The sequence below is a fragment of the Pseudomonas sp. BN606 genome (assembly GCF_029873115.1).
Classification (GTDB): domain Bacteria; phylum Pseudomonadota; class Gammaproteobacteria; order Pseudomonadales; family Pseudomonadaceae; genus Metapseudomonas.
The window spans coordinates 179,096-196,577 of sequence record NZ_SSOF01000072.1 but is presented as its reverse complement, the minus strand read 5'-3'; the positions used below and the strand labels follow the sequence as shown (position 1 = coordinate 196,577).

Genomic DNA, 17,482 nt, shown 5'->3' with positions numbered 1-17,482 from the left:
ATCCGCTACGGGGCTTCAACCCTGCAGGCCGAAGGCTACTCGTCGCGGCCTTCAAGCATGGTGCGGCGCAGCATCACATAGACGGCGCCAGTGCCACCATGTTTCGGCAGGCAAGAGGTAAAGCCCAGTACCTGCGGGTGCTGGCGCAGCCAGGTGTTGACGTGGCTCTTGATCAGCGGCCGCTTGCCGTCCAGGCGTGCTGCCTTGCCATGGGTCACGCGCACGCAGCGCACCTCGAAGCGGGTGGCCTCGGCAATGAAGTCCCATAGCGTCTCGCGGGCCTTTTCCACGGTCATGCCATGCAGGTCGAGGCTGCCGTCGAAGCCGATCTGGCCCTGCTTGAGTTTGCGCATCTGGCCTTCCTGTACACCATCGCGGGCCCAGTGCAGTTCGTCTTCGGCACCGACATCGATGACGAACTGATCGGACAGGCCGTCGACCTTGACGTTGGCCACACTGATGGTCGCATTTTGCCGGCGGTTGGCCAGCTGCTTCTGGTCGGCGCGCACCTTGCCGGTATCGGCGCGATCATTCTGGATGCGCTTCACACCGCGCATCTGCTCGGCGAACAAGGAGCTTTCGTTGTTCCAGGAGTCGTTTTTTTGGGTGTCGTCTTGCATTCAGGCCTCCGCGAAGGGCGGCTAGTTTACCCAAATGACTCGCTCGAGGCTTAGTCGCGTTTCTTCATCAGGTGGGGCGACATGCTGAGGCCGGCGCGACGCCGCGAACGCCGCCGGCAGAGGCGCCAGGCAAGTACGCCGATCCAGAGGAAGAGCAGGCCGAAGAGCAGCAGCACGATGGCCGCGCCCGTGCTTTCGTTGAGGGGGCCGAGGGCAGGAGCGCGGCCAAGGAGGGTAGCGGTGCCGGCCATTGCCAGCATCACGCCGAAGCCGGCGAAGAGCGCGGACAGGGCCGCGGCAAAACGCCAGCGCCAGCTGCCTGGACCGCGTGGGCGGAGGCGGCGGGCATCGAAACCATCGGATAACTTCATCCGGACGTCCTCTTGCTTGATCGGGGTATGACCGGCGCCAGCTGGCGGTGGTTCCGGTCGACCCCGTCGCGGATGTCGCGGGATGTGATGACGCTTCCTTAGATAAGCGCCTTGGCCTGCGGCACCACGCTGGCGAAGTTGTCGGCGAGTGCGATCACCTCGACACGGTGCATGTCTTCCGCGCTGATGACGCCGCCATCGACGGTCGGCAGGTCGCGGGTTGCGCAGGCGGCGCTCACCAGCGTGCAGCGATAACCATAGTCCTTCGCGGCGCGGACCGTGGTGCTGATGCTGGAATGGGTCATGAAACCGCAGACGATCAGGTCAAGGTGGCCGATTGCCTGCAGGCGATCATGCAGGTCGGTGCCGGCGAAGGCATTGGGCAGGCGCTTCTCGACGACGATCTCGCCAGGCAGGGGCGCGACCTCGGGCAGATGCTCGCCGCGCTCGCCGCGGGGATCGAAGATGCCGCCAGGTACACCAAGGTGCTTCACATGGACAATGGCGCTGCCCATAGTGCGGGCGGTGGCGAGGAGGCTGGCGATTTCGCTGAGGGCGGCATCCAGGCCGGGCAGGGCGAGAACGCCACTGCGGTACTCTTCCTGAGCGTCGATGATCACCAGGGTGGCATTGTTCAGGTTGGCGGGCGGATAGCCGCGGCCACTGAGCTGGAACATGGATTTCGGGGCGGACATGCGAATCTCCAGGTACGACATGGCCACTATTGTCCGCCCTGCGGCGCAATAAGTGAACCATGGACCAAGGTCCAGTTGCCCCGCCAGCGCATGATGACCAGCCGCTGCGTGGCGTGCAGGTGGGAATCGGACCTTGGTTCGGGGCTTCCGTTCGTCGGTTGCCGCGGGCTGCCCCGGGGCGGCAGGGGTGGTAGAATCTGCGCCCCGTTTCCTGAGGTAGTTGCCGTGTCTGAATCCCGCCTGCGCACCCTGCGTGACTACATCCGCTGGGCTGTCAGCCGTTTCCATGCTGAGAACCTGTTCTTCGGTCACGGCACCGACAACGCCTGGGATGAGGCTCGTCAACTCGTACTTGGCGCTCTGCACCTACCTTACGAGATTTCCGACAGCTACCTGGACTGCCGCCTGGAAGACGACGAATGCGCGCGCCTGCGTGAACTGCTGCGTCGGCGTATCGAAGAGCGCGTGCCGGTGGCCTACCTGCTCGGTGAAGCCTGGTTCTGTGGCATGCCCTTCGTGGTCGACGAGCGAGTTCTGGTACCGCGTTCCCCCATCGCTGAACTGATCCAGCAGCATTTCGCTCCCTGGTTGCCCCAGGATCCGGCACGTGTGCTCGATCTCTGCACCGGCTCGGGTTGCATCGGCATAGCCTGCGCCCATGCCTTCCCCGCGGCCGAGGTGGTGCTGGGCGATCTTTCTTTCGACGCGCTGGAAGTGGCCAACCTGAACATCGAGCGCCACAGCCTGGAAGACAGGGTCTACACCGTGCAGGGCGATGGCTTCGACGGGCTGCCGGGGCAGCGCTTCGACCTGATCGTTTCCAATCCGCCTTACGTTGATGCCGAGGACTTCGCCGACATGCCGGCCGAATATCAGCATGAGCCCGAACTGGGCCTGGCTTGCGGCAACGACGGCCTGGACCTGGTGCGGCGCATGCTGGCCGAAGCCGCCGATCACCTGACCGAGAAAGGCCTGCTTATCGTGGAAGTGGGTAACAGCCAGGTGCACGTCGAAGAGCTGTATCCGGAGGTGGATTTCCTCTGGCTGGACTTCGAGCACGGTGGTCACGGGGTATTCATGCTCAGCGCCAACCAGTGCCGGGAGCACCAGGCGCTATTCCGTGCGCGCTTGAATCCCTGACTCTGGGGGTCAGTGGGTGGTGATCCAGATCAGCAGGCCGGCCTGGAACACGGCAAAGACCACCAGGCATGCGATGGTAAAACGCAGTCCGCCGTCTTCTCGCTTGTAGACGGCGATGCGCTCTTCCAGTTTGCGAATCTCCACTTCCTGCCGATGCAGGTTCTGGTCGGCTTGTTCGAGCATGGCAGCGGCTTCCTGCAGCCCCACCAGCTGGACTTTCTCGCGGTGCCAGTCACCGTGCAGCTCACTGACCCGCCCGGCGCCGTAGCTCGCTTTCAGTTGCAAGTTGTCCTGGTACTCGATCCCGAAGCCTTGGGCCTTGAGCACGTGGTCGCGGCGCAAGCGGGCTTCGTTGTCCAGGGCGTCCTTGGCCGGCAGGGCGCCACCTTCGACTCGATAGTGCGCCCAGTGTTGCTTGGCCCAGGCAATGCCTTGGGCCAGGAGAAAGCGCCCCAGGCCACGGTTCTGCGGCTCCAGGTTCAAACCGTTGTCCGGTCCGAAACGAACCTCCTTGCTGCGGTGATCCACCCAGACTTCCAGAAGATTCTGCTCCTTGCGCACTTTCTGCCCGGGAAGCCCGACGCTCAGGCGCAGCACGCTCTGTTCCTTGCTGTGGCGTTCCACGCGCCCGAGTTCGACGAATCGCAGCGGGCGTGACCCGGTGTGTCGGTCGATGGGCAGGGGCGCGAGACGCAGCAGGTCGAAGTGTTCGGCCGCCAGCTCGGACCACGGATGGGGCTGGGGTTCGGCTTCTTCAGCGCTCTGCTGTTCGGCTGTGCTTTCGGTCATCGGGAGGTACCTTGTAAGGGCCGGTGACGATGAATCTGGTACGTGGGTACATATTCTGTGCGCAACTGCCCTTGCCAGGCGAGATTTCCTACAGAACCTTCCGCCTTATCGACTGATCTTCGAGTTTCTGGAGTCGAACTGCTCCTGAATGAATGCGAGGATGCGTTCGCCCAGCTCTCGCGCCAGGGGCAGGTTCGGGTTGCCGTAGGACGCCAGTTGCTGATCCATCTCCATGGGGACTATGCGCAGCATGTGGTTCATGCCCTCGATGATGGCTAGCTCGGCGTCAGGTCGTGCGGCCTTGAGCTGCTCAGCGTCGTTCACGCTGACCTGGATGTCGTGGCTGCCCTGCAGGATCAGCGCCGGCATCCGCAGTCGACCGAAGGCCTCGGACGGGTCCTGGCGGAACAGGGAAATCAGGTAGGGCTGCACGCTGGGGCGGAACAGTACCTCCAGCGACTGCGGCACCTCGGCCACTTGCTGGCCAGCGCGCAAGCTGGCCAGCAGGGCTTCGCTCTGATGCAGTAGGGGCGGCGGCAGGCGGCTTTGCAGCTGGTCGCGCAGCAACTGGTCGATGGGGCGGGCGCTGCCAGCAATGCTGACAAGCGCGTCGGCGCCTGCACCCTCCGCTGCGAGACTGGCAATCAGTGCGCCTTCGCTGTGGCCGATGAGGATGAGTTGCGAGAAGTGCGGGTTCCGCTTCAGGCGCTGGCCCCAAGCCGCCGCATCCTGGGCGTAGAGCTCGATGCTGAGCTGGCGTTCATCGATGCCGGCATCCTGGCTGCCGGCGATGCCACGCTTGTCGTAGCGCACGCTGGCAATGCCATTGCGTGCCAGCAATTGAGCGAGTTTCTTCAGGCTGTCGTTGCGTCCGCCGAGCGGATTGTTGCCGTCGCGATCCGTGGGGCCGGAGCCGGCGATGATTAACGCCACCGGCACGGGGCGATCGATATTCGGGCGAAGCAGGGTGCCGCGCAGTATGCCGCTACCGGTGTCCAGTTCGAGGGGGCGTTGCAGCACGCTCTGGGGCGCGGCCTGGGCCAGGCTGGCGAGGAGGGGGAGGAGAAGCAGTAAGAATCGCAGCATTTAGGCGGAGTCGGTTGTCGATTTGGCGGGTTGGACGCGATTGGCGGCGCAAGGTTCGAGGGGTGAACTGGCCGGACGCCGCGGGTATACTGCTCGACCTTCGATCGAGGCCCATTTCTGCGGAGCACTGTGCATGTCCGGCAACACCTACGGCAAGCTGTTCACCGTCACCACCGCTGGCGAAAGCCATGGTCCGGCGCTGGTCGCCATAGTCGACGGCTGCCCGCCGGGGCTGGAACTGTCCCTCGAGGACCTGCAACGTGACCTCGACCGCCGCAAGCCGGGTACCAGCCGCCATACCACCCAGCGCCAGGAAGCCGACGAGGTGGAAATCCTCTCCGGCGTGTTCGAAGGCAAGACCACCGGTTGCGCTATTGGCCTGCTGATCCGCAATACCGATCAGAAGTCCAAGGACTATTCGGCGATCAAGGACCTGTTCCGCCCGGCCCATGCCGACTACACCTACCACCACAAATATGGCATCCGCGACTACCGTGGCGGCGGCCGCTCCTCGGCACGGGAAACCGCCATGCGCGTCGCCGCTGGTGCCATCGCCAAGAAGTTCCTGGCCACCCAGGGCATCACCGTGCGCGGCTACATGAGTCAGCTCGGCCCGGTCGAGATTCCCTTCAAGACCTGGGACTCGGTGGAGCAGAACGCCTTCTTCAGCCCTGACCCGGACAAGGTGCCTGAGCTGGAGGCCTACATGGACCAGCTGCGCCGCGACCAGGATTCCGTGGGAGCGAAGATCACCGTGGTCGCCGAGGGCGTGCCGCCGGGGTTGGGCGAGCCGATCTTCGACCGCCTGGACGCTGAACTGGCCCATGCGCTGATGAGCATCAACGCGGTGAAAGGCGTGGAAATCGGTGCCGGTTTCGACAGCGTGTCGCAGCGCGGCACCGAGCACCGCGACGAGCTGACCCCGGAAGGTTTCCTCAGCAACAATGCCGGCGGCATTCTCGGCGGTATTTCCTCCGGCCAGCCGATCGTCGCCAACCTGGCGCTCAAGCCGACGTCCAGCATCACGACCCCCGGCCGCTCGATCGACATCCATGGCAATCCGGTGGACGTGATCACCAAGGGCCGTCATGACCCTTGCGTGGGCATTCGTGCCACTCCGATCGCCGAAGCCATGATGGCCATCGTGCTAATGGACCACCTGCTGCGCCATCGCGCGCAGAACGCCGACGTGCGGGTGGAAACCCCGGTGCTCGGCCAGCTGTGACGGGCGGCGCGAACGCGCTGCCCTATTGGCGGCTGTCCAGCTTCTATCTCTTCTATTTTTCCCTGCTGGGCGCCACGGCGCCCTTCCTCGGCCTGTACTTCGCGCACCTGGGTTTTTCCAGTGAGCGCATCGGCGAGCTGCTGGCCATCCCCATGCTGATGCGCTGCGTGGCGCCCAATCTCTGGGGCTGGCTGGGCGACCGCAGTGGCCGACGCCTGGACATCGTGCGCTTCGGCGCGTTCTGCACGCTGGTGACCTTCTCGCTGATCTTCGTCAGTCACAGCTATGCCTGGCTGGCATTGATCATGGCTCTGCACGCCTTCTTCTGGCACGCAGTGCTGCCGCAGTTCGAGGTTATTACCCTGGCGCACCTCCGGGAGCAGGCTGCGCGTTACAGCCAGGTGCGGTTGTGGGGCTCCATCGGCTTCATTCTCACGGTGATCGGCCTGGGGGCGTTGTTCGAGCTGTTCAGCCTGGACCTGTATCCCTGGGCGCTGGTTGTCATCATGGGTGGAATCGTCCTCAGCAGCTTTTGGGTACCCAATGCGGTCCCCCAGGCGCGGCCAGATGCGCCGGGGCAGGGCGGTTTCCTCGCCCAGCTGCGTCAGCCGGGCGTATTGGCCTTCTATTCCTGCGTGGGGCTGATGCAGCTGTCCCACGGCCCCTATTACAGCTTCCAGACGATCTATCTGGAGTCGCTCGGCTACTCGCGCAGCCTGATCGGTCAGCTCTGGGCCCTGGGGGTCGTGGCTGAGGTACTGCTTTTCATGGTGATGGCGCGGATCCTGGCGCGTTACTCCGTGCGTGTGGTGCTACTGGCCAGTGTCCTGATCGCCGCCCTGCGCTGGTTGCTGATCGGCAACTTCGCCGACCAACTGCCGGTGCTGCTGTTCGCCCAGCTGTTGCATGCCGCCACTTTCGGCAGCTTTCATGCAGCCGCCATCCATTTCGTGCAACGTCGTTTCGGTCCGCGCCAGCAGGGCCAGAGCCAGGCGCTCTACGCTGCACTTGCCGGTACTGGCGGAGCGCTGGGGGCGCTTTACTCGGGCTACAGCTGGAGCAGCCTGGGGCCAGTCTGGACATACGCCATCGCCAGTCTCGCGGCGCTTGCCGCAGCCGTTATCATTGCCACCCAATTGCAAGAGGAGCGGGCATGAATCGCCAACAACTCGCCCAGGAAATCATCGACGCCGGCCGCTTCCTTTACGGTCGTGGATGGTCACCGGCCACCAGCAGCAACTACTCGGCAAGACTGTCCGCCACCGAGGCGCTGTTGACCGTCTCTGGCAAGCACAAGGGCGAGCTCGGCCCGGATGATGTGCTGGCCACCGATATGGATGGCAAAAGCCTGGAGCCGGGCAAGAAGCCGTCGGCGGAAACCCTGCTGCACACCCAGCTCTACCGCTGGAAGCCGGAAATCGGTGCGGTGCTGCACACACACTCGGTGAATGCCACCGTACTGTCGCGTCTGACCCTGGCTGATTCGCTGGTATTCGCCGACTACGAGCTGCAGAAGGCCTTCAGTGGCATCAGCACCCATGAGTCCCAGGTGCTGGTGCCGATCTTCGACAACGACCAGGACATCGCTCGCCTGGCCACCAAGGTGCAACCGTGGCTGGACGAGCACCCGGACTGCGTCGGTTATCTGATCCGTGGTCACGGCCTCTATACTTGGGGGTCGCGCATGAGCGACGCCCTGCGCCAGATCGAAGCATTCGAATTCCTCTTCGAGTGCGAGCTGAAGACGCTTTCGATCACCCGGCGCTGAAGCTTCCTTCACACGAAGATGCCTGACTGACAACGGTGCCGACCGACCCGCCAGAGAGCCGGGAGGACGCCCGCAAGGAGTACCCAGATGAGCAGCCTGACCGTTTACCACGAATCCAGCCCCGACCTGCCGAACAAGGTCCTGACCCACCTGGATGACATCGCCTCCACTCTCGCGTCCGTCGGTGTGCGCTTCGAGCGCTGGGAGGCGTCCGCCCCCATCGCCCCGGGTGCCAGCCAGGAGGAGGTGATCGCGGCCTATCGCCCGCAGATCGACCGGTTGATGCAAGAGCAGGGCTACGTGACTGTCGACGTCGTCAGCTTGACCCGCGACCACCCGCAGAAAGACGAACTGCGTGCCAAGTTCCTCGACGAGCATCGCCATGGCGAAGACGAAGTGCGTTTCTTCGTCGCCGGACGCGGCCTGTTCACCCTGCACATCGACGACTATGTCTATGCCGTGCTCTGCGAGAAGAATGACCTGATCTCCGTGCCAGCGGGCACTCGCCACTGGTTCGACATGGGCGAGCATCCGCATTTCGTCGCTATCCGCCTGTTCAACAACCCGGAAGGCTGGGTCGCCAAGTTCACCGGCGACGAGATCGCCAAGCGCTTCCCGCAGCTGGAAGACTGATCCCGGCCTCTGTAGGAACGAACTTGCTCGCGACGCTTTGTGATTTCGCCAGCAAGTTGGTTCCTACGACGGCAACATCCGATTCACCTGGAGTCCCCATGTCCATCAAGGCCATTCTCACTGATATCGAAGGTACTACCAGCGCGGTGAGCTTCGTTTATGACGTGCTGTTTCCCTTCGCTGCCAGCCATCTGCCGGAATTCGTCCTGACCCATGCCGATGAACCGGCGGTGGCGCAGCAGGTCGAGGCCGTACGCCTGGAAAGCGGTGAAGCCGGGGCCAGCCTGGGGCGAGTCGTGGAAATTCTCCTCGGCTGGATTGCCGAGGATCGCAAAGTCACGCCGCTCAAGGCGCTACAGGGCATGGTCTGGGAGCAGGGTTATCGCGCCGGCCAGCTCAAGGGACATGTCTACCCGGATGCGGTGGAAGCGCTGGCCCGCTGGAAACAGCAAGGCTATGCGCTTTACGTCTATTCCTCCGGTTCCATCCAGGCCCAGAAACTGATTTTCGGCTGCTCCGAAGCGGGTGACCTGACCCCTCATTTCTCCGGCTACTTCGATACGACCTCCGGACCCAAGCGCGAGGCAGCGTCCTATGAGCGCATCGCTGAGTCCATCGGGCTGCCTGGCGAGGAGATCCTCTTCCTCTCCGATGTGGTTCAGGAATTGGATGCCGCGCGCGAGGCCGGTATGCAGACCATCGGCCTGGCGCGCGACGGCGGTGTGCTGGAGGGACACGAAACCGTGGCGAGTTTCGCGGTGATCGATCTGGCGCGTTTCTGACACTGACTGAAATCGTCTGACAGAGCGCGAGGAAGGCTTCTGCCGGCCGATCTATCCTTGGGGGGACTGCATCCACCTGGGAGCGTCCCCCCATGGGTTCCTGCCTTTGCATCGTTACGGCTAGCCCCGTCCCGGGCCTGTACAGGGCAACCCGCGGCCGGACGTTGCAACCGGCGGCCCGGCAATGACCCGCCTACTCGTCCTGATGATGATTGCGCTGCTGGCATTGCCGGCGGCAGCCGACCAGAAGTCGGCCTGGCAGGCGCTCCGCGAGGGCAAGGCCTTTCTCCTGCTGCGCCACACGACCGCCCCCGGTACCGGTGACCCGGAAGGCTTTCGGCTGGGGGATTGCAGTACCCAGCGCAACCTCAGTGACAAGGGGCGCCAGGAAGCGCGGCGCTGGGGCAAGCTCCTGGTGCGTCGTAAGGTCGAGCAACCGCGCCTCTATACCAGCACCTGGTGCCGTGCCCAGGACACCGCGCAGGAGATGGGGTTGGGGGCCGTCGAGACCCTGCCGGCACTGGATTCCTTCTTCAGTGACCCGGACAGCCAGGCCGCGCAAACGGTGGAGATGCGCAAGGCCATCGAAAAGGTGCCCAAGGACCGGCCGGTGGTGATGGTCAGTCATCAGGTGAACATCAAGGCACTGACCGGGGTTGAGCCGAAGAGCGGGGAAGGGCTGATCATCGAGCTGCCGCTGGCCGATCCGCCCAAGGTATTGGCGCGTGTCCGCCAGCCCTGAGATCGGACCGAAACCCAGTCTCTGGGCTAGATCAGCAGCAATTGGTCCTGTTCAGGCTGCAGCTTCACACCTTCAAGCTTCAGTAGCAGCGCCTTGCGCGGCAGGCCGCCGGCGTATCCGGTCAGGCTGCCGTCGCGGCCGATTACCCGATGGCAGGGAATGATGATGGAAATGGGGTTGGCGCCGTTGGCCGTACCTACAGCCCGCACTGCTTTGGGATTGCCGATGCGTTCCGCCAGCTCGCTGTAGCAGGTGGTGTGACCGTAGGGAATTTGCAGGAGCGCCTGCCAGACCCGCTGCTGGAAAGGCGTACCCCGTGGCGCGAGAAGCAGGTCGAAGCGCTTCAGGCGGCCGCCGAAGTAGCGGTCGAGTTGACGGCAAGGGTCATCCAGCCGTCGGCCGGCAGCTTCCCAGCGTTCGTCCGGGTAGCCGCGTCCCTCGTTGTCCATGTAGAGCATCTGCAGGCCGGACTCGTCGCCCGCCAGCAGCAGTGGGCCGGTGGGGCTTTCGTGGTAGCGGAAGTACATTTTCATTGCTCCTCGGCGTAGCTCTGCCAGAGATAGACGGCTGCGTAGGCCCGCCAGGGGCGCCACTGTTCAGCGCGTCTGGCCAGTTCCTTCGCGCTGATGCCGCCAGGGCCCCAGAGCGGCGACTTGAGCAGGCCCAGGTCGGCGGTGGGGAAGGCGTCTGGCTGGCCAAAGGCGCGCAGGGCGATGTACTCGGCCGTCCAGCGACCGATGCCGGGCAGGGCGCAAAGGCGTTCGACCAGGGCTTCGACGCCGGCGGCCAGGCTCAGTTCCAGGCTGCCGTCGGCCACCGCAAAGGCGAAGCGGCGCAATGTGTCGACACGTTTGCCGGGCATGCCGATGCCGGGCAGCGGATCGTCGGCGATGGCTTGTGCAGAAGGGAAGAGCCGCTGCGGCCCGTCGAGTTCGGCATCCGCCAACGGCTCGCCAAGACGCTCCACCAGGCGTCCGGCAATGGTCACCGCTGCCTTCACGGTGACTTGCTGGCCGATGATGGTGCGCACGCCCTGCTCGAATGGGTCGAAGGCGACAGGCAGGCGCAGGCCCGGATAACGAGCCAGCAGTCCCTGTAGCAGAGGATCGCGGCCCAGGTGATGAGCGATGGCCGCCGGATCGCTGTCCAGGTCGAACATCTGGCGGATGCGCGGCGCCACTTGGGGGGCAAGGTCTCGGGCCGATGGGCTCAGCTCCAGTTCCAGGGCGCCGGGCAGCGGGCGCAAGCGAAACCAGCCGCTGCGCTCGCCCAGTCGGAAGCTGCGGCAGTAACTGTCGGCGGTCAGATGCTCGACACCAGGCAGCCGCCGCAGGGCGAAATGTTGCTGGAACTGCTTCCAGCTCCAGGGCTCGAAATAGTCAAGGCGCATGGACTTGGTGGGCTCGTGGGAATCGGAAAAGGGAGCGTTAGCGGTCATGGTGCGACGATATTCTCTTGGCGCTGCGCCGTCTCTGCAAAACTGACTTTCAAATTCCCCAGTCGCGGTTCGACCTGACATCGAAGCCACAGTAGAATGCGCGCCTTTTCATGGGGCGGTGGCACCGTCCGCTAATACAGCCAGCAGGGGAAACAACCCATGAGCGATTATCAGGAAACTCTCTACGACGGTTACGGCCAGCGCTTCCGCATGGACAAGCTGCTGCACGAAGTGCGCACCGAGCACCAGCACCTGGTGATCTTCGAGAACTCGCGCATGGGTCGTGTCATGGCCCTCGACGGTGTGATCCAGACCACCGAGGCGGATGAGTTCATCTATCACGAGATGCTCACCCACGTGCCTATCCTCGCCCATGGCGCGGTGAAGAGCGTCCTGATCATCGGTGGCGGCGACGGCGGCATGTTGCGCGAAGTGAGCAAGCATCGCGACATCGAGCGCATCACCATGGTCGAGATCGACGGCACCGTGGTCGAAATGTGCAAGGAGTTCCTGCCGAATCATTCCAAAGGCGCCTATGAAGATCCGCGCCTGAACCTGGTGATCGACGACGGCATGCGCTTCGTCGCCACCACTCAGGAGAAGTTCGACGTCATCATCTCTGACTCCACCGATCCCATCGGTCCGGGCGAGGTGCTGTTCTCCGAGAACTTCTACCAGGCCTGCCGCCGCTGCCTGAACGACGGCGGCGTGCTGGTCACCCAGAATGGCACCCCCTTCATGCAGCTCAGTGAGGTGCAGACCACTGCGAGCCGCATGGACAGTCTCTTCGCCGACTGGCACTTCTACCAGGCGGCCGTGCCGACCTACATCGGCGGCGCCATGACCTTCGCCTGGGGGGCTACCGACGCCGAACTGCGCAAGCTCCCGGTGGAAACCCTGCGCCAGCGTTACGCCGGCAGCGGTATCGTGACCCGTTACTACAACCCGGAAATTCATGTTGGCGCGTTCGCCCTGCCACAGTACGTCCTGCACGCGGTGAACAAGCCGAGCAACGACTGAGGTTGTCGGGGTAAATGAAGAAGGGGCCAGAAGGCCCCTTTTTTCGTGGATGAACAATGGGAGAGCGGGATTCTCTCACTCTGGTTCTCTTCCGGAGTTCCGGAAAAGAAAAAGCCCGGCGTGTGGCCGGGCTTATTCCTTGAAGCGATGAATCAGATCTCCGTCGGTCGCACGTGGCCGAAGAGTTCCTGGGAAAACCGTACGCGTTCGTCCGGGGTTTCCTGGATGCCCTTGGCTTTAAGCTCTTCGAGGCGTGCCTCGACGGCGTGTGCGCGATGGGTCAGGCCGCAGTCGTTGGCGATCTGGATGTTAAGGCCGGGACGAGCGTTGAGCTCGAGGATCAACGGCCCCTTGTCTTGGTCCAGCACCATGTCGACACCGATGTAGCCCAGGCCGCACAGCTCGTAGCAACCAGCCGCCAGTTTCATGAAGCCGTCCCAGTTGGGCAGCTGCACGCCATCAACCGCGTTGGTGGTGTCCGGGTGCTTGGCGATCTTGTTGTTCAGCCAGGTGCCGCGCAGGGTGACCCCGGTAGCCAGATCCACGCCAACGCCGATGGCGCCCTGGTGGAGGTTGGCCTTGCCGTTTGACTGCCGGGTCGGCAAGCGCAGCATGGCCATTACCGGGTAACCCATCAGCACGATGATGCGGATGTCCGGCACGCCTTCGTAGCTGATGCTCTTGAAGATCTGGTCAGGCGTCACACGGTACTCGATCAGCGCGCGGTCACGGTGCCCGCCGAGGGAGTAGAGACCGGTAAGAATCGAGGAGATCTGATGCTCGATTTCCTCGTGGCTGATGATCTTGCCAGAGACCGTCTTGTAGCGGCCTTCGAAGCGGTCGGCGATTACCAGGATGCCATCGCCGCCGGCACCCTGCGCCGGCTTGATCACGAAGTCGTTGCGCTCGCCGATGATCTCGTTGAGCTTCTCGATTTCCTTCTCGGTGGAGATGACGCCGTACATCTCGGGTACGTGAATCCCCGCTTCGATGGCGCGCTGCTTGGTGATGATCTTGTCGTCGACGATCGGGTACAGGTGCCGTTTGTTGTACTTCAGCACGTAGTCCGCGTTTCGCCGATTGATACCCATGATGCCTTTGGCTTCTAGGGCTTTCCACGTCTTGATCAGGCCGAACATGGCTCAGTCCTTCAGGAAGGCTTTGAAGCGGAAGAGTTCGGTCAGGCGGTAGCCGCGGTAGCGACCCATCGCCAGCATGAAGCCCACCATGATCAGCAGCACTGCCGGGAAGGTGAAGATGAAGTAGGTCAGCTCCGGCACGGTCATCAGCAGGTGCGCCAGGGTGGCCGCTACCAGGGTGCCAATGGCCACTTTGAAGGCATGGCCGCCGCCGCGCTCTTCCCAGGTGATGGACAGGCGTTCGATGGTCATGGTCAGGATCACCATCGGGAACAGGGCGACGGACAGGCCGCGTTCCAGGCCGAGCTTGTGGCTCAGCAGGCTGATGACTGCGATCAGCACCACCACGAATGTCAGCACCACCGATAGTCGCGGCAGCATCTGCAGCTTCAGGTGTTCGAGATAGGAACGTAGCGACAGGCCAAGCGCCGTTATGATGGTGAAGAGCACGATTCCGAAGCCCAGCTGGGTTTCGCGGAAGGCGAGGGCGATCAGCACCGGGGTGAAGGTACCCAGGGTCTGCAGGCCGCCGAGGTTGCGCAGGATCAGGATCACCAGCACGCCAATCGGGATCATGATCATGATCTGGTAGGTCTGCTGGGTCTGCAGCGGCAGGCCGTAGAGCGAGTACTCGAGGAAATCGGCGTCGGTGTTCTCGTCGGTCAGCTTGGCCAGGCGGATGGCGTTCATCTCGCTGTTGTTCATGCTGAAGGTCACCTGGACCTTCTTGCCACCATCGACAGTGATCAGATTGTCATCACCGGTCCACCAGATCAGGCGGTCGCTGGGCAGGCCCTGCTCGCCGGTGTCCGGGTTGAAGTACAGCCAGTTCTCGCCGTTGAAGCTGCGCAGCCAGAGCTCGGGGCTCTGTGCTTGTTCGCTCATCAGGCGGATGGTGTGGACGCGCTCCATCGGCACATGAGCAATAGACAGCAGCAGCTCGATGGCCTTGGCCTTGTTCGGGGTGCCGGTGTCGCCGGCCAGCAGCAGCTTGACGTTGTCATCGTTCAGGTTGTTGACCCGCTTGATGGTCTCGCTGATGAAGGTCTCGACGTCAGCCGAGTGCTGGCGGATGGGAGCCAGCAGGGCTTCGGCGGCGATCTTCTCGGGACCTTCCACCGGAATGCTGTCGCGGAAGATCGGCCCCTTGTCCTTGGGCTTCTCGCCGCTATAGCGCTTGGTCAGTACCAGGCGGTAATAAAGGGTCTGGTTGCCACTGGCGCGACGCGCCGACCAGGTCACCTTTCGGTTGCCGTCAGCGCGATTGATGCTCACCCCATAGTTGTTGGAGATGAAGCTCTCGTTGAGGCTGACGTAGTCCCGGTTCAGCGGCGGAACGAACATCTGGACCTTCACCGGATCGCGCGGGTTTGCCTGGAACTCGACCTTGGCGTCGATGTTCCAGAGATCGTCGGTCGCATCCTCGGTGATCGGAATGCCCTGGATGAATATCTGGTAGGCCGTTATCAGAACGCCCAGGCTCACCAACAGGGTGATCAGGACTTTCAGATGCAGGGTAAGAGAGCGCATGTGGGTTACTCGTCAGAGTTTGCGTCGGTGGCACAACCGGGTTTGCCGGCAGCGTATTTAAGGCTCGGGTCGACCAGTGCATCGAAGCGCTTGAGCGCCTCGGAACCGATCAGAAGCGGGTATTGGAAAGCACTACGGTCGGTGAGGTTCACTTCGATCTGCCGCAGGGCCTTGCCCATGCACACCTCCAGTTCGATGACCGGGCGTGCGGTGTAGGTCTTGCCTTCGTCGGGGTTGAAGTCCCCGGCACGGCGCTTGATCTTGCTGATTCGGGCCAGGGGGCGCTCGATCGGATGTTCGTGGGCATCATCGATGGCCAGGTAGAAGCGCACCCAGGTCTCGCCGTCCTTCTTGAAGCGCTTGATATCCCGCGCACTGAGGGACGCGGTCTTGGCACCGGTATCGAGCTTGGCGGCGACCTCCAGGTCGAGATCCTTCAGCTTGGCGTATTCATTGAGGCCGTAAACGGTCTTCTCGTTGGCGAAGCCAAGTCCGGGGAGGGCGAGCAGGCAGGCAAACGGGGCGAAGGGCTTGAGTGTCATAAGTCCTTTGAGCGTAACGCGGTCATCGGTCCAGGAGCCCGGCCCACGGCCATCTTGGCGGCGGCGCCTGGTCTGGGAGTCTAGCAGGCAAGTCATTGGCGCCCAGACTGGCGCTGGCGGCGCGCATTCTAACACGCGGATTTTCCGGCGCGACAGACGCTTATGGCTTCGGGCGCACGAGCGTGATGCCGTACCCGGTTTTTCAGCTATTAGATGGATTGTCGACAATTGGTCGGTGATTGTTTGACATGGTGGGGTTGATGGCAGTAGTTTTGCTCAACCAAACAACAATGTGTCGACAATCATGCTGGACACCCCTGAAGCCCCCGTTACTGAACAGCTGGACTCGGAAACCCTCTCCGAGAGCGTCTTCCGGCGCATCCAGACAGCCATCGTGCGTGGCGAGATCGCTCCGGGCAGCAAGATCTCCGAACCCGAGTTGGCGCGGACCTACGGAATCAGCCGTGGGCCGCTGCGCGAGGCGATCCATCGCCTGGAGGGTCAGCGCCTTCTGGTGCGCGTGCCCCACGTCGGTGCGCGAGTGGTGTCCCTCGGTCACGCCGAGCTGATCGAGCTGTACGAGATTCGCGAGTCCCTCGAAGGCATGGCCTGCCGCCTGGCCGCAGAGCGCATGAGCCAGGCCGAGATCGACGAGCTGCGCCGGGTGCTGGATACCCACGAGCGTGACGAGGCCTTCCAGGCCGGACGCGGCTACTACCAGCAGGAAGGCGACTTCGACTTCCACTACCGGATCATCCAGGGCAGCGGCAACCAGACCCTGACCAAGATGCTCTGCGGCGAGCTTTATCAGCTCGTGCGCATGTACCGCCTACAGTTTTCTTCCGTGCCGAACCGACCACGCCAGGCCTTCAACGAGCACCACCGCATTCTCGATGCCATCGCCGATCGTGACGGCGAGCTGGCCGAGCTGCTGATGCGCCGTCACATCGGTGCCTCCAAGCGCAACATCGAGCGCCACTACAAGGAAGCGCTCGCCAACCCGTCCAAAACACGAGGTGAGTCATGAGTCAGAAAACCGCCGGCCAGCGCTTCCGCGACGCCATTGCCGAGGAACATCCGCTGCAGGTCATCGGCGCCATCAACGCCAACCATGCGCTGCTTGCCAAGCGTGCCGGCTTCAAGGCCATCTACCTGTCTGGCGGCGGCGTCGCTGCCGGTTCGCTGGGTCTGCCGGACCTGGGCATCAACACCCTGGATGACGTGCTCACCGATGTACGCCGCATCACCGACGTCTGCGACCTGCCGCTGCTCGTGGATATCGACACCGGCTTCGGTCCCAGCGCGTTCAACATCGAGCGCACCATCAAGAACCTGATCAAGGCTGGCGCGGCTGCCGCTCACATCGAAGACCAGGTTGGCGCCAAGCGCTGCGGTCACCGTCCGGGCAAGGAGATCGTTTCAACCGAAGAGATGGCCGATCGTGTCAAGGCCGCTGCTGATGCCAAGACCGACCCGAACTTCTTCCTTATTGCCCGTACTGACGCCATTCAGGCCGAGGGCGTGGATGCCGCCATCGAGCGCTGCCTGCGCTATGTGGAAGCGGGTGCCGACGCCATCTTCGCCGAAGCGGCCTACGATTTGCCGACCTACAAGCGCTTCGTCGATGCGTTGGGCGTGCCGGTGCTGGCCAACATCACCGAGTTTGGCGCAACCCCGCTGTTCTCGCGCGACGAGCTGGCTTCGGTCGGCGTCGCCATCCAGCTCTACCCGCTGTCGGCTTTCCGTGCGGCCAACAAGGCAGCCGAAGCTGTCTACACCGCGATTCGTCGCGACGGCCATCAGAAAGAAGTCATCGACCTGATGCAGACTCGTGCCGAGCTGTATGACCGCATCGGCTACCACGCCTTCGAGCAGAAGCTCGATGCGCTGTTTGCTGCCAAGAAGTAACCGGAAGTGGGGCGCCCCGGTTGGCGGGGCGGCCTGCGGAATAACAAGACTCAA

20 protein-coding genes are annotated in these 17,482 nt (G+C 63.2%); 10 read left to right on the top strand and 10 right to left on the bottom strand.

Going from position 1 to position 17,482, the window contains the following annotated elements:
• Positions 1–35 precede the first annotated feature (35 nt).
• From E8E75_RS14890 to E8E75_RS14880, 3 genes are all read right to left on the bottom strand, one after another.
• Positions 36–620: a Smr/MutS family protein gene (locus tag E8E75_RS14890; RefSeq protein ID WP_153917204.1), complete on the bottom strand. Its 585-nt coding sequence runs from the start codon at positions 618–620 to the stop codon at positions 36–38.
• A 50-nt stretch (positions 621–670) separates the two neighbouring features.
• Positions 671–991, bottom strand: a complete 321-nt coding sequence (locus tag E8E75_RS14885) for a hypothetical protein (RefSeq protein WP_120650191.1) — start codon at positions 989–991, stop codon at positions 671–673.
• Between the two features lie 98 nt (positions 992–1,089).
• Positions 1,090–1,686 (bottom strand): cysteine hydrolase family protein, encoded by a 597-nt coding sequence (locus E8E75_RS14880; RefSeq protein ID WP_120650193.1) that lies wholly within the window; start codon positions 1,684–1,686, stop codon positions 1,090–1,092.
• A 225-nt stretch (positions 1,687–1,911) separates the two neighbouring features.
• Between E8E75_RS14880 and prmB the strand changes: the two genes are divergently transcribed.
• On the top strand, positions 1,912–2,826 hold the full coding sequence (prmB, locus tag E8E75_RS14875; protein WP_120650195.1) for a 50S ribosomal protein L3 N(5)-glutamine methyltransferase: 915 nt from the start codon (positions 1,912–1,914) through the stop codon (positions 2,824–2,826).
• 9 nt (positions 2,827–2,835) lie between these two features.
• Here the strand turns inward: prmB and E8E75_RS14870 are convergent, their stop codons facing one another.
• Complete coding sequence (locus tag E8E75_RS14870; RefSeq protein WP_120650197.1) at positions 2,836–3,615, bottom strand: hypothetical protein; 780 nt, start codon at positions 3,613–3,615, stop codon at positions 2,836–2,838.
• A gap of 105 nt (positions 3,616–3,720) precedes the next feature.
• Positions 3,721–4,701: an alpha/beta fold hydrolase gene (locus E8E75_RS14865; protein WP_153917203.1), complete on the bottom strand. Its 981-nt coding sequence runs from the start codon at positions 4,699–4,701 to the stop codon at positions 3,721–3,723.
• A 133-nt stretch (positions 4,702–4,834) separates the two neighbouring features.
• Here E8E75_RS14865 and aroC point away from each other — a divergent pair, with 133 nt between their 5' ends.
• The 6 genes from aroC (at position 4,835) to E8E75_RS14835 (ending at position 9,851) form a co-directional block, all read left to right on the top strand.
• The gene (gene aroC, locus E8E75_RS14860) at positions 4,835–5,926 is read left to right on the top strand and encodes a chorismate synthase (protein WP_120650200.1); all 1,092 of its coding nucleotides are present in this window, start codon (positions 4,835–4,837) and stop codon (positions 5,924–5,926) included.
• Entirely contained in the window at positions 5,923–7,083 is a 1,161-nt protein-coding gene (locus E8E75_RS14855) for an MFS transporter (RefSeq protein WP_120650202.1), read from the top strand. Before aroC ends, E8E75_RS14855 begins: the two co-directional genes overlap by 4 nt.
• Positions 7,080–7,694, top strand: a complete 615-nt coding sequence (locus tag E8E75_RS14850) for a methylthioribulose 1-phosphate dehydratase (protein WP_120650204.1) — start codon at positions 7,080–7,082, stop codon at positions 7,692–7,694. The genes E8E75_RS14855 and E8E75_RS14850 overlap by 4 nt, the downstream gene beginning before the upstream one ends.
• Before the next feature lie 87 nt (positions 7,695–7,781).
• The gene (locus E8E75_RS14845) at positions 7,782–8,327 is read left to right on the top strand and encodes an acireductone dioxygenase (RefSeq protein WP_028627809.1); all 546 of its coding nucleotides are present in this window, start codon (positions 7,782–7,784) and stop codon (positions 8,325–8,327) included.
• 98 nt (positions 8,328–8,425) lie between these two features.
• Positions 8,426–9,109, top strand: coding sequence for an acireductone synthase (gene mtnC, locus E8E75_RS14840; protein WP_120650206.1), 684 nt, complete (start codon positions 8,426–8,428; stop codon positions 9,107–9,109).
• Positions 9,110–9,293: 184 nt separating this feature from the next.
• Positions 9,294–9,851 (top strand): histidine phosphatase family protein, encoded by a 558-nt coding sequence (locus E8E75_RS14835; RefSeq protein ID WP_120650208.1) that lies wholly within the window; start codon positions 9,294–9,296, stop codon positions 9,849–9,851.
• A gap of 26 nt (positions 9,852–9,877) precedes the next feature.
• Here the strand turns inward: E8E75_RS14835 and E8E75_RS14830 are convergent, their stop codons facing one another.
• Together E8E75_RS14830 and E8E75_RS14825 are read right to left on the bottom strand one after the other, a co-directional pair.
• On the bottom strand, positions 9,878–10,378 hold the full coding sequence (locus tag E8E75_RS14830) for a methylated-DNA--[protein]-cysteine S-methyltransferase (RefSeq protein ID WP_120650210.1): 501 nt from the start codon (positions 10,376–10,378) through the stop codon (positions 9,878–9,880).
• 2 nt (positions 10,379–10,380) lie between these two features.
• Positions 10,381–11,241, bottom strand: a complete 861-nt coding sequence (locus E8E75_RS14825; RefSeq protein ID WP_153917234.1) for a DNA-3-methyladenine glycosylase — start codon at positions 11,239–11,241, stop codon at positions 10,381–10,383.
• A gap of 207 nt (positions 11,242–11,448) precedes the next feature.
• Here E8E75_RS14825 and speE point away from each other — a divergent pair, with 207 nt between their 5' ends.
• Complete coding sequence (speE, locus tag E8E75_RS14820) at positions 11,449–12,309, top strand: polyamine aminopropyltransferase (protein ID WP_120650212.1); 861 nt, start codon at positions 11,449–11,451, stop codon at positions 12,307–12,309.
• 152 nt (positions 12,310–12,461) lie between these two features.
• On the opposite strand, the gene E8E75_RS14815 is transcribed toward speE, so the two are convergent.
• Genes E8E75_RS14815 through E8E75_RS14805 form a run of 3 tightly spaced genes read right to left on the bottom strand, consistent with a single transcriptional unit; the run spans position 12,462 to position 15,520 of the window.
• Positions 12,462–13,448 carry an alpha-L-glutamate ligase-like protein gene (locus E8E75_RS14815; protein ID WP_120650214.1) on the bottom strand — a complete coding sequence of 329 codons (987 nt, stop codon included), beginning with the start codon at positions 13,446–13,448 and terminating at the stop codon, positions 12,462–12,464.
• Between the two features lie 3 nt (positions 13,449–13,451).
• A complete protein-coding gene (locus E8E75_RS14810; RefSeq protein WP_120650216.1) occupies positions 13,452–14,978 on the bottom strand; it encodes an inactive transglutaminase family protein in 1,527 nt (508 codons plus the stop codon).
• A 5-nt stretch (positions 14,979–14,983) separates the two neighbouring features.
• Positions 14,984–15,520 (bottom strand): ATP-dependent zinc protease, encoded by a 537-nt coding sequence (locus E8E75_RS14805; protein WP_120650217.1) that lies wholly within the window; start codon positions 15,518–15,520, stop codon positions 14,984–14,986.
• A 304-nt stretch (positions 15,521–15,824) separates the two neighbouring features.
• Between E8E75_RS14805 and E8E75_RS14800 the strand changes: the two genes are divergently transcribed.
• Positions 15,825–16,547 carry a GntR family transcriptional regulator gene (locus E8E75_RS14800; protein WP_120650219.1) on the top strand — a complete coding sequence of 241 codons (723 nt, stop codon included), beginning with the start codon at positions 15,825–15,827 and terminating at the stop codon, positions 16,545–16,547.
• Positions 16,544–17,428 (top strand): methylisocitrate lyase, encoded by an 885-nt coding sequence (prpB, locus tag E8E75_RS14795; RefSeq protein ID WP_120650221.1) that lies wholly within the window; start codon positions 16,544–16,546, stop codon positions 17,426–17,428. Before E8E75_RS14800 ends, prpB begins: the two co-directional genes overlap by 4 nt.
• The last annotated feature ends 54 nt before the right edge of the window (positions 17,429–17,482 follow it).

What these genes read in the sequence shown, in the direction of transcription:
- E8E75_RS14890 (WP_153917204.1), bottom strand. Translation starts at nt 620, where the DNA reads ATGCAAGACGACACCCAAAAAAACGACTCCTGGAACAACGAAAGCTCC.
- E8E75_RS14885 (WP_120650191.1), bottom strand. Translation starts at nt 991, where the DNA reads ATGAAGTTATCCGATGGTTTCGATGCCCGCCGCCTCCGCCCACGCGGT.
- E8E75_RS14880 (WP_120650193.1), bottom strand. Translation starts at nt 1,686, where the DNA reads ATGTCCGCCCCGAAATCCATGTTCCAGCTCAGTGGCCGCGGCTATCCG.
- E8E75_RS14870 (WP_120650197.1), bottom strand. Translation starts at nt 3,615, where the DNA reads ATGACCGAAAGCACAGCCGAACAGCAGAGCGCTGAAGAAGCCGAACCC.
- E8E75_RS14865 (WP_153917203.1), bottom strand. Translation starts at nt 4,701, where the DNA reads ATGCTGCGATTCTTACTGCTTCTCCTCCCCCTCCTCGCCAGCCTGGCC.
- aroC (WP_120650200.1), top strand. Translation starts at nt 4,835, where the DNA reads ATGTCCGGCAACACCTACGGCAAGCTGTTCACCGTCACCACCGCTGGC.
- E8E75_RS14850 (WP_120650204.1), top strand. Translation starts at nt 7,080, where the DNA reads ATGAATCGCCAACAACTCGCCCAGGAAATCATCGACGCCGGCCGCTTC.
- E8E75_RS14845 (WP_028627809.1), top strand. Translation starts at nt 7,782, where the DNA reads ATGAGCAGCCTGACCGTTTACCACGAATCCAGCCCCGACCTGCCGAAC.
- mtnC (WP_120650206.1), top strand. Translation starts at nt 8,426, where the DNA reads ATGTCCATCAAGGCCATTCTCACTGATATCGAAGGTACTACCAGCGCG.
- E8E75_RS14835 (WP_120650208.1), top strand. Translation starts at nt 9,294, where the DNA reads ATGACCCGCCTACTCGTCCTGATGATGATTGCGCTGCTGGCATTGCCG.
- E8E75_RS14830 (WP_120650210.1), bottom strand. Translation starts at nt 10,378, where the DNA reads ATGTACTTCCGCTACCACGAAAGCCCCACCGGCCCACTGCTGCTGGCG.
- E8E75_RS14825 (WP_153917234.1), bottom strand. Translation starts at nt 11,241, where the DNA reads ATGCGCCTTGACTATTTCGAGCCCTGGAGCTGGAAGCAGTTCCAGCAA.
- speE (WP_120650212.1), top strand. Translation starts at nt 11,449, where the DNA reads ATGAGCGATTATCAGGAAACTCTCTACGACGGTTACGGCCAGCGCTTC.
- E8E75_RS14815 (WP_120650214.1), bottom strand. Translation starts at nt 13,448, where the DNA reads ATGTTCGGCCTGATCAAGACGTGGAAAGCCCTAGAAGCCAAAGGCATC.
- E8E75_RS14810 (WP_120650216.1), bottom strand. Translation starts at nt 14,978, where the DNA reads ATGCGCTCTCTTACCCTGCATCTGAAAGTCCTGATCACCCTGTTGGTG.
- E8E75_RS14805 (WP_120650217.1), bottom strand. Translation starts at nt 15,520, where the DNA reads ATGACACTCAAGCCCTTCGCCCCGTTTGCCTGCCTGCTCGCCCTCCCC.
- E8E75_RS14800 (WP_120650219.1), top strand. Translation starts at nt 15,825, where the DNA reads ATGCTGGACACCCCTGAAGCCCCCGTTACTGAACAGCTGGACTCGGAA.
- prpB (WP_120650221.1), top strand. Translation starts at nt 16,544, where the DNA reads ATGAGTCAGAAAACCGCCGGCCAGCGCTTCCGCGACGCCATTGCCGAG.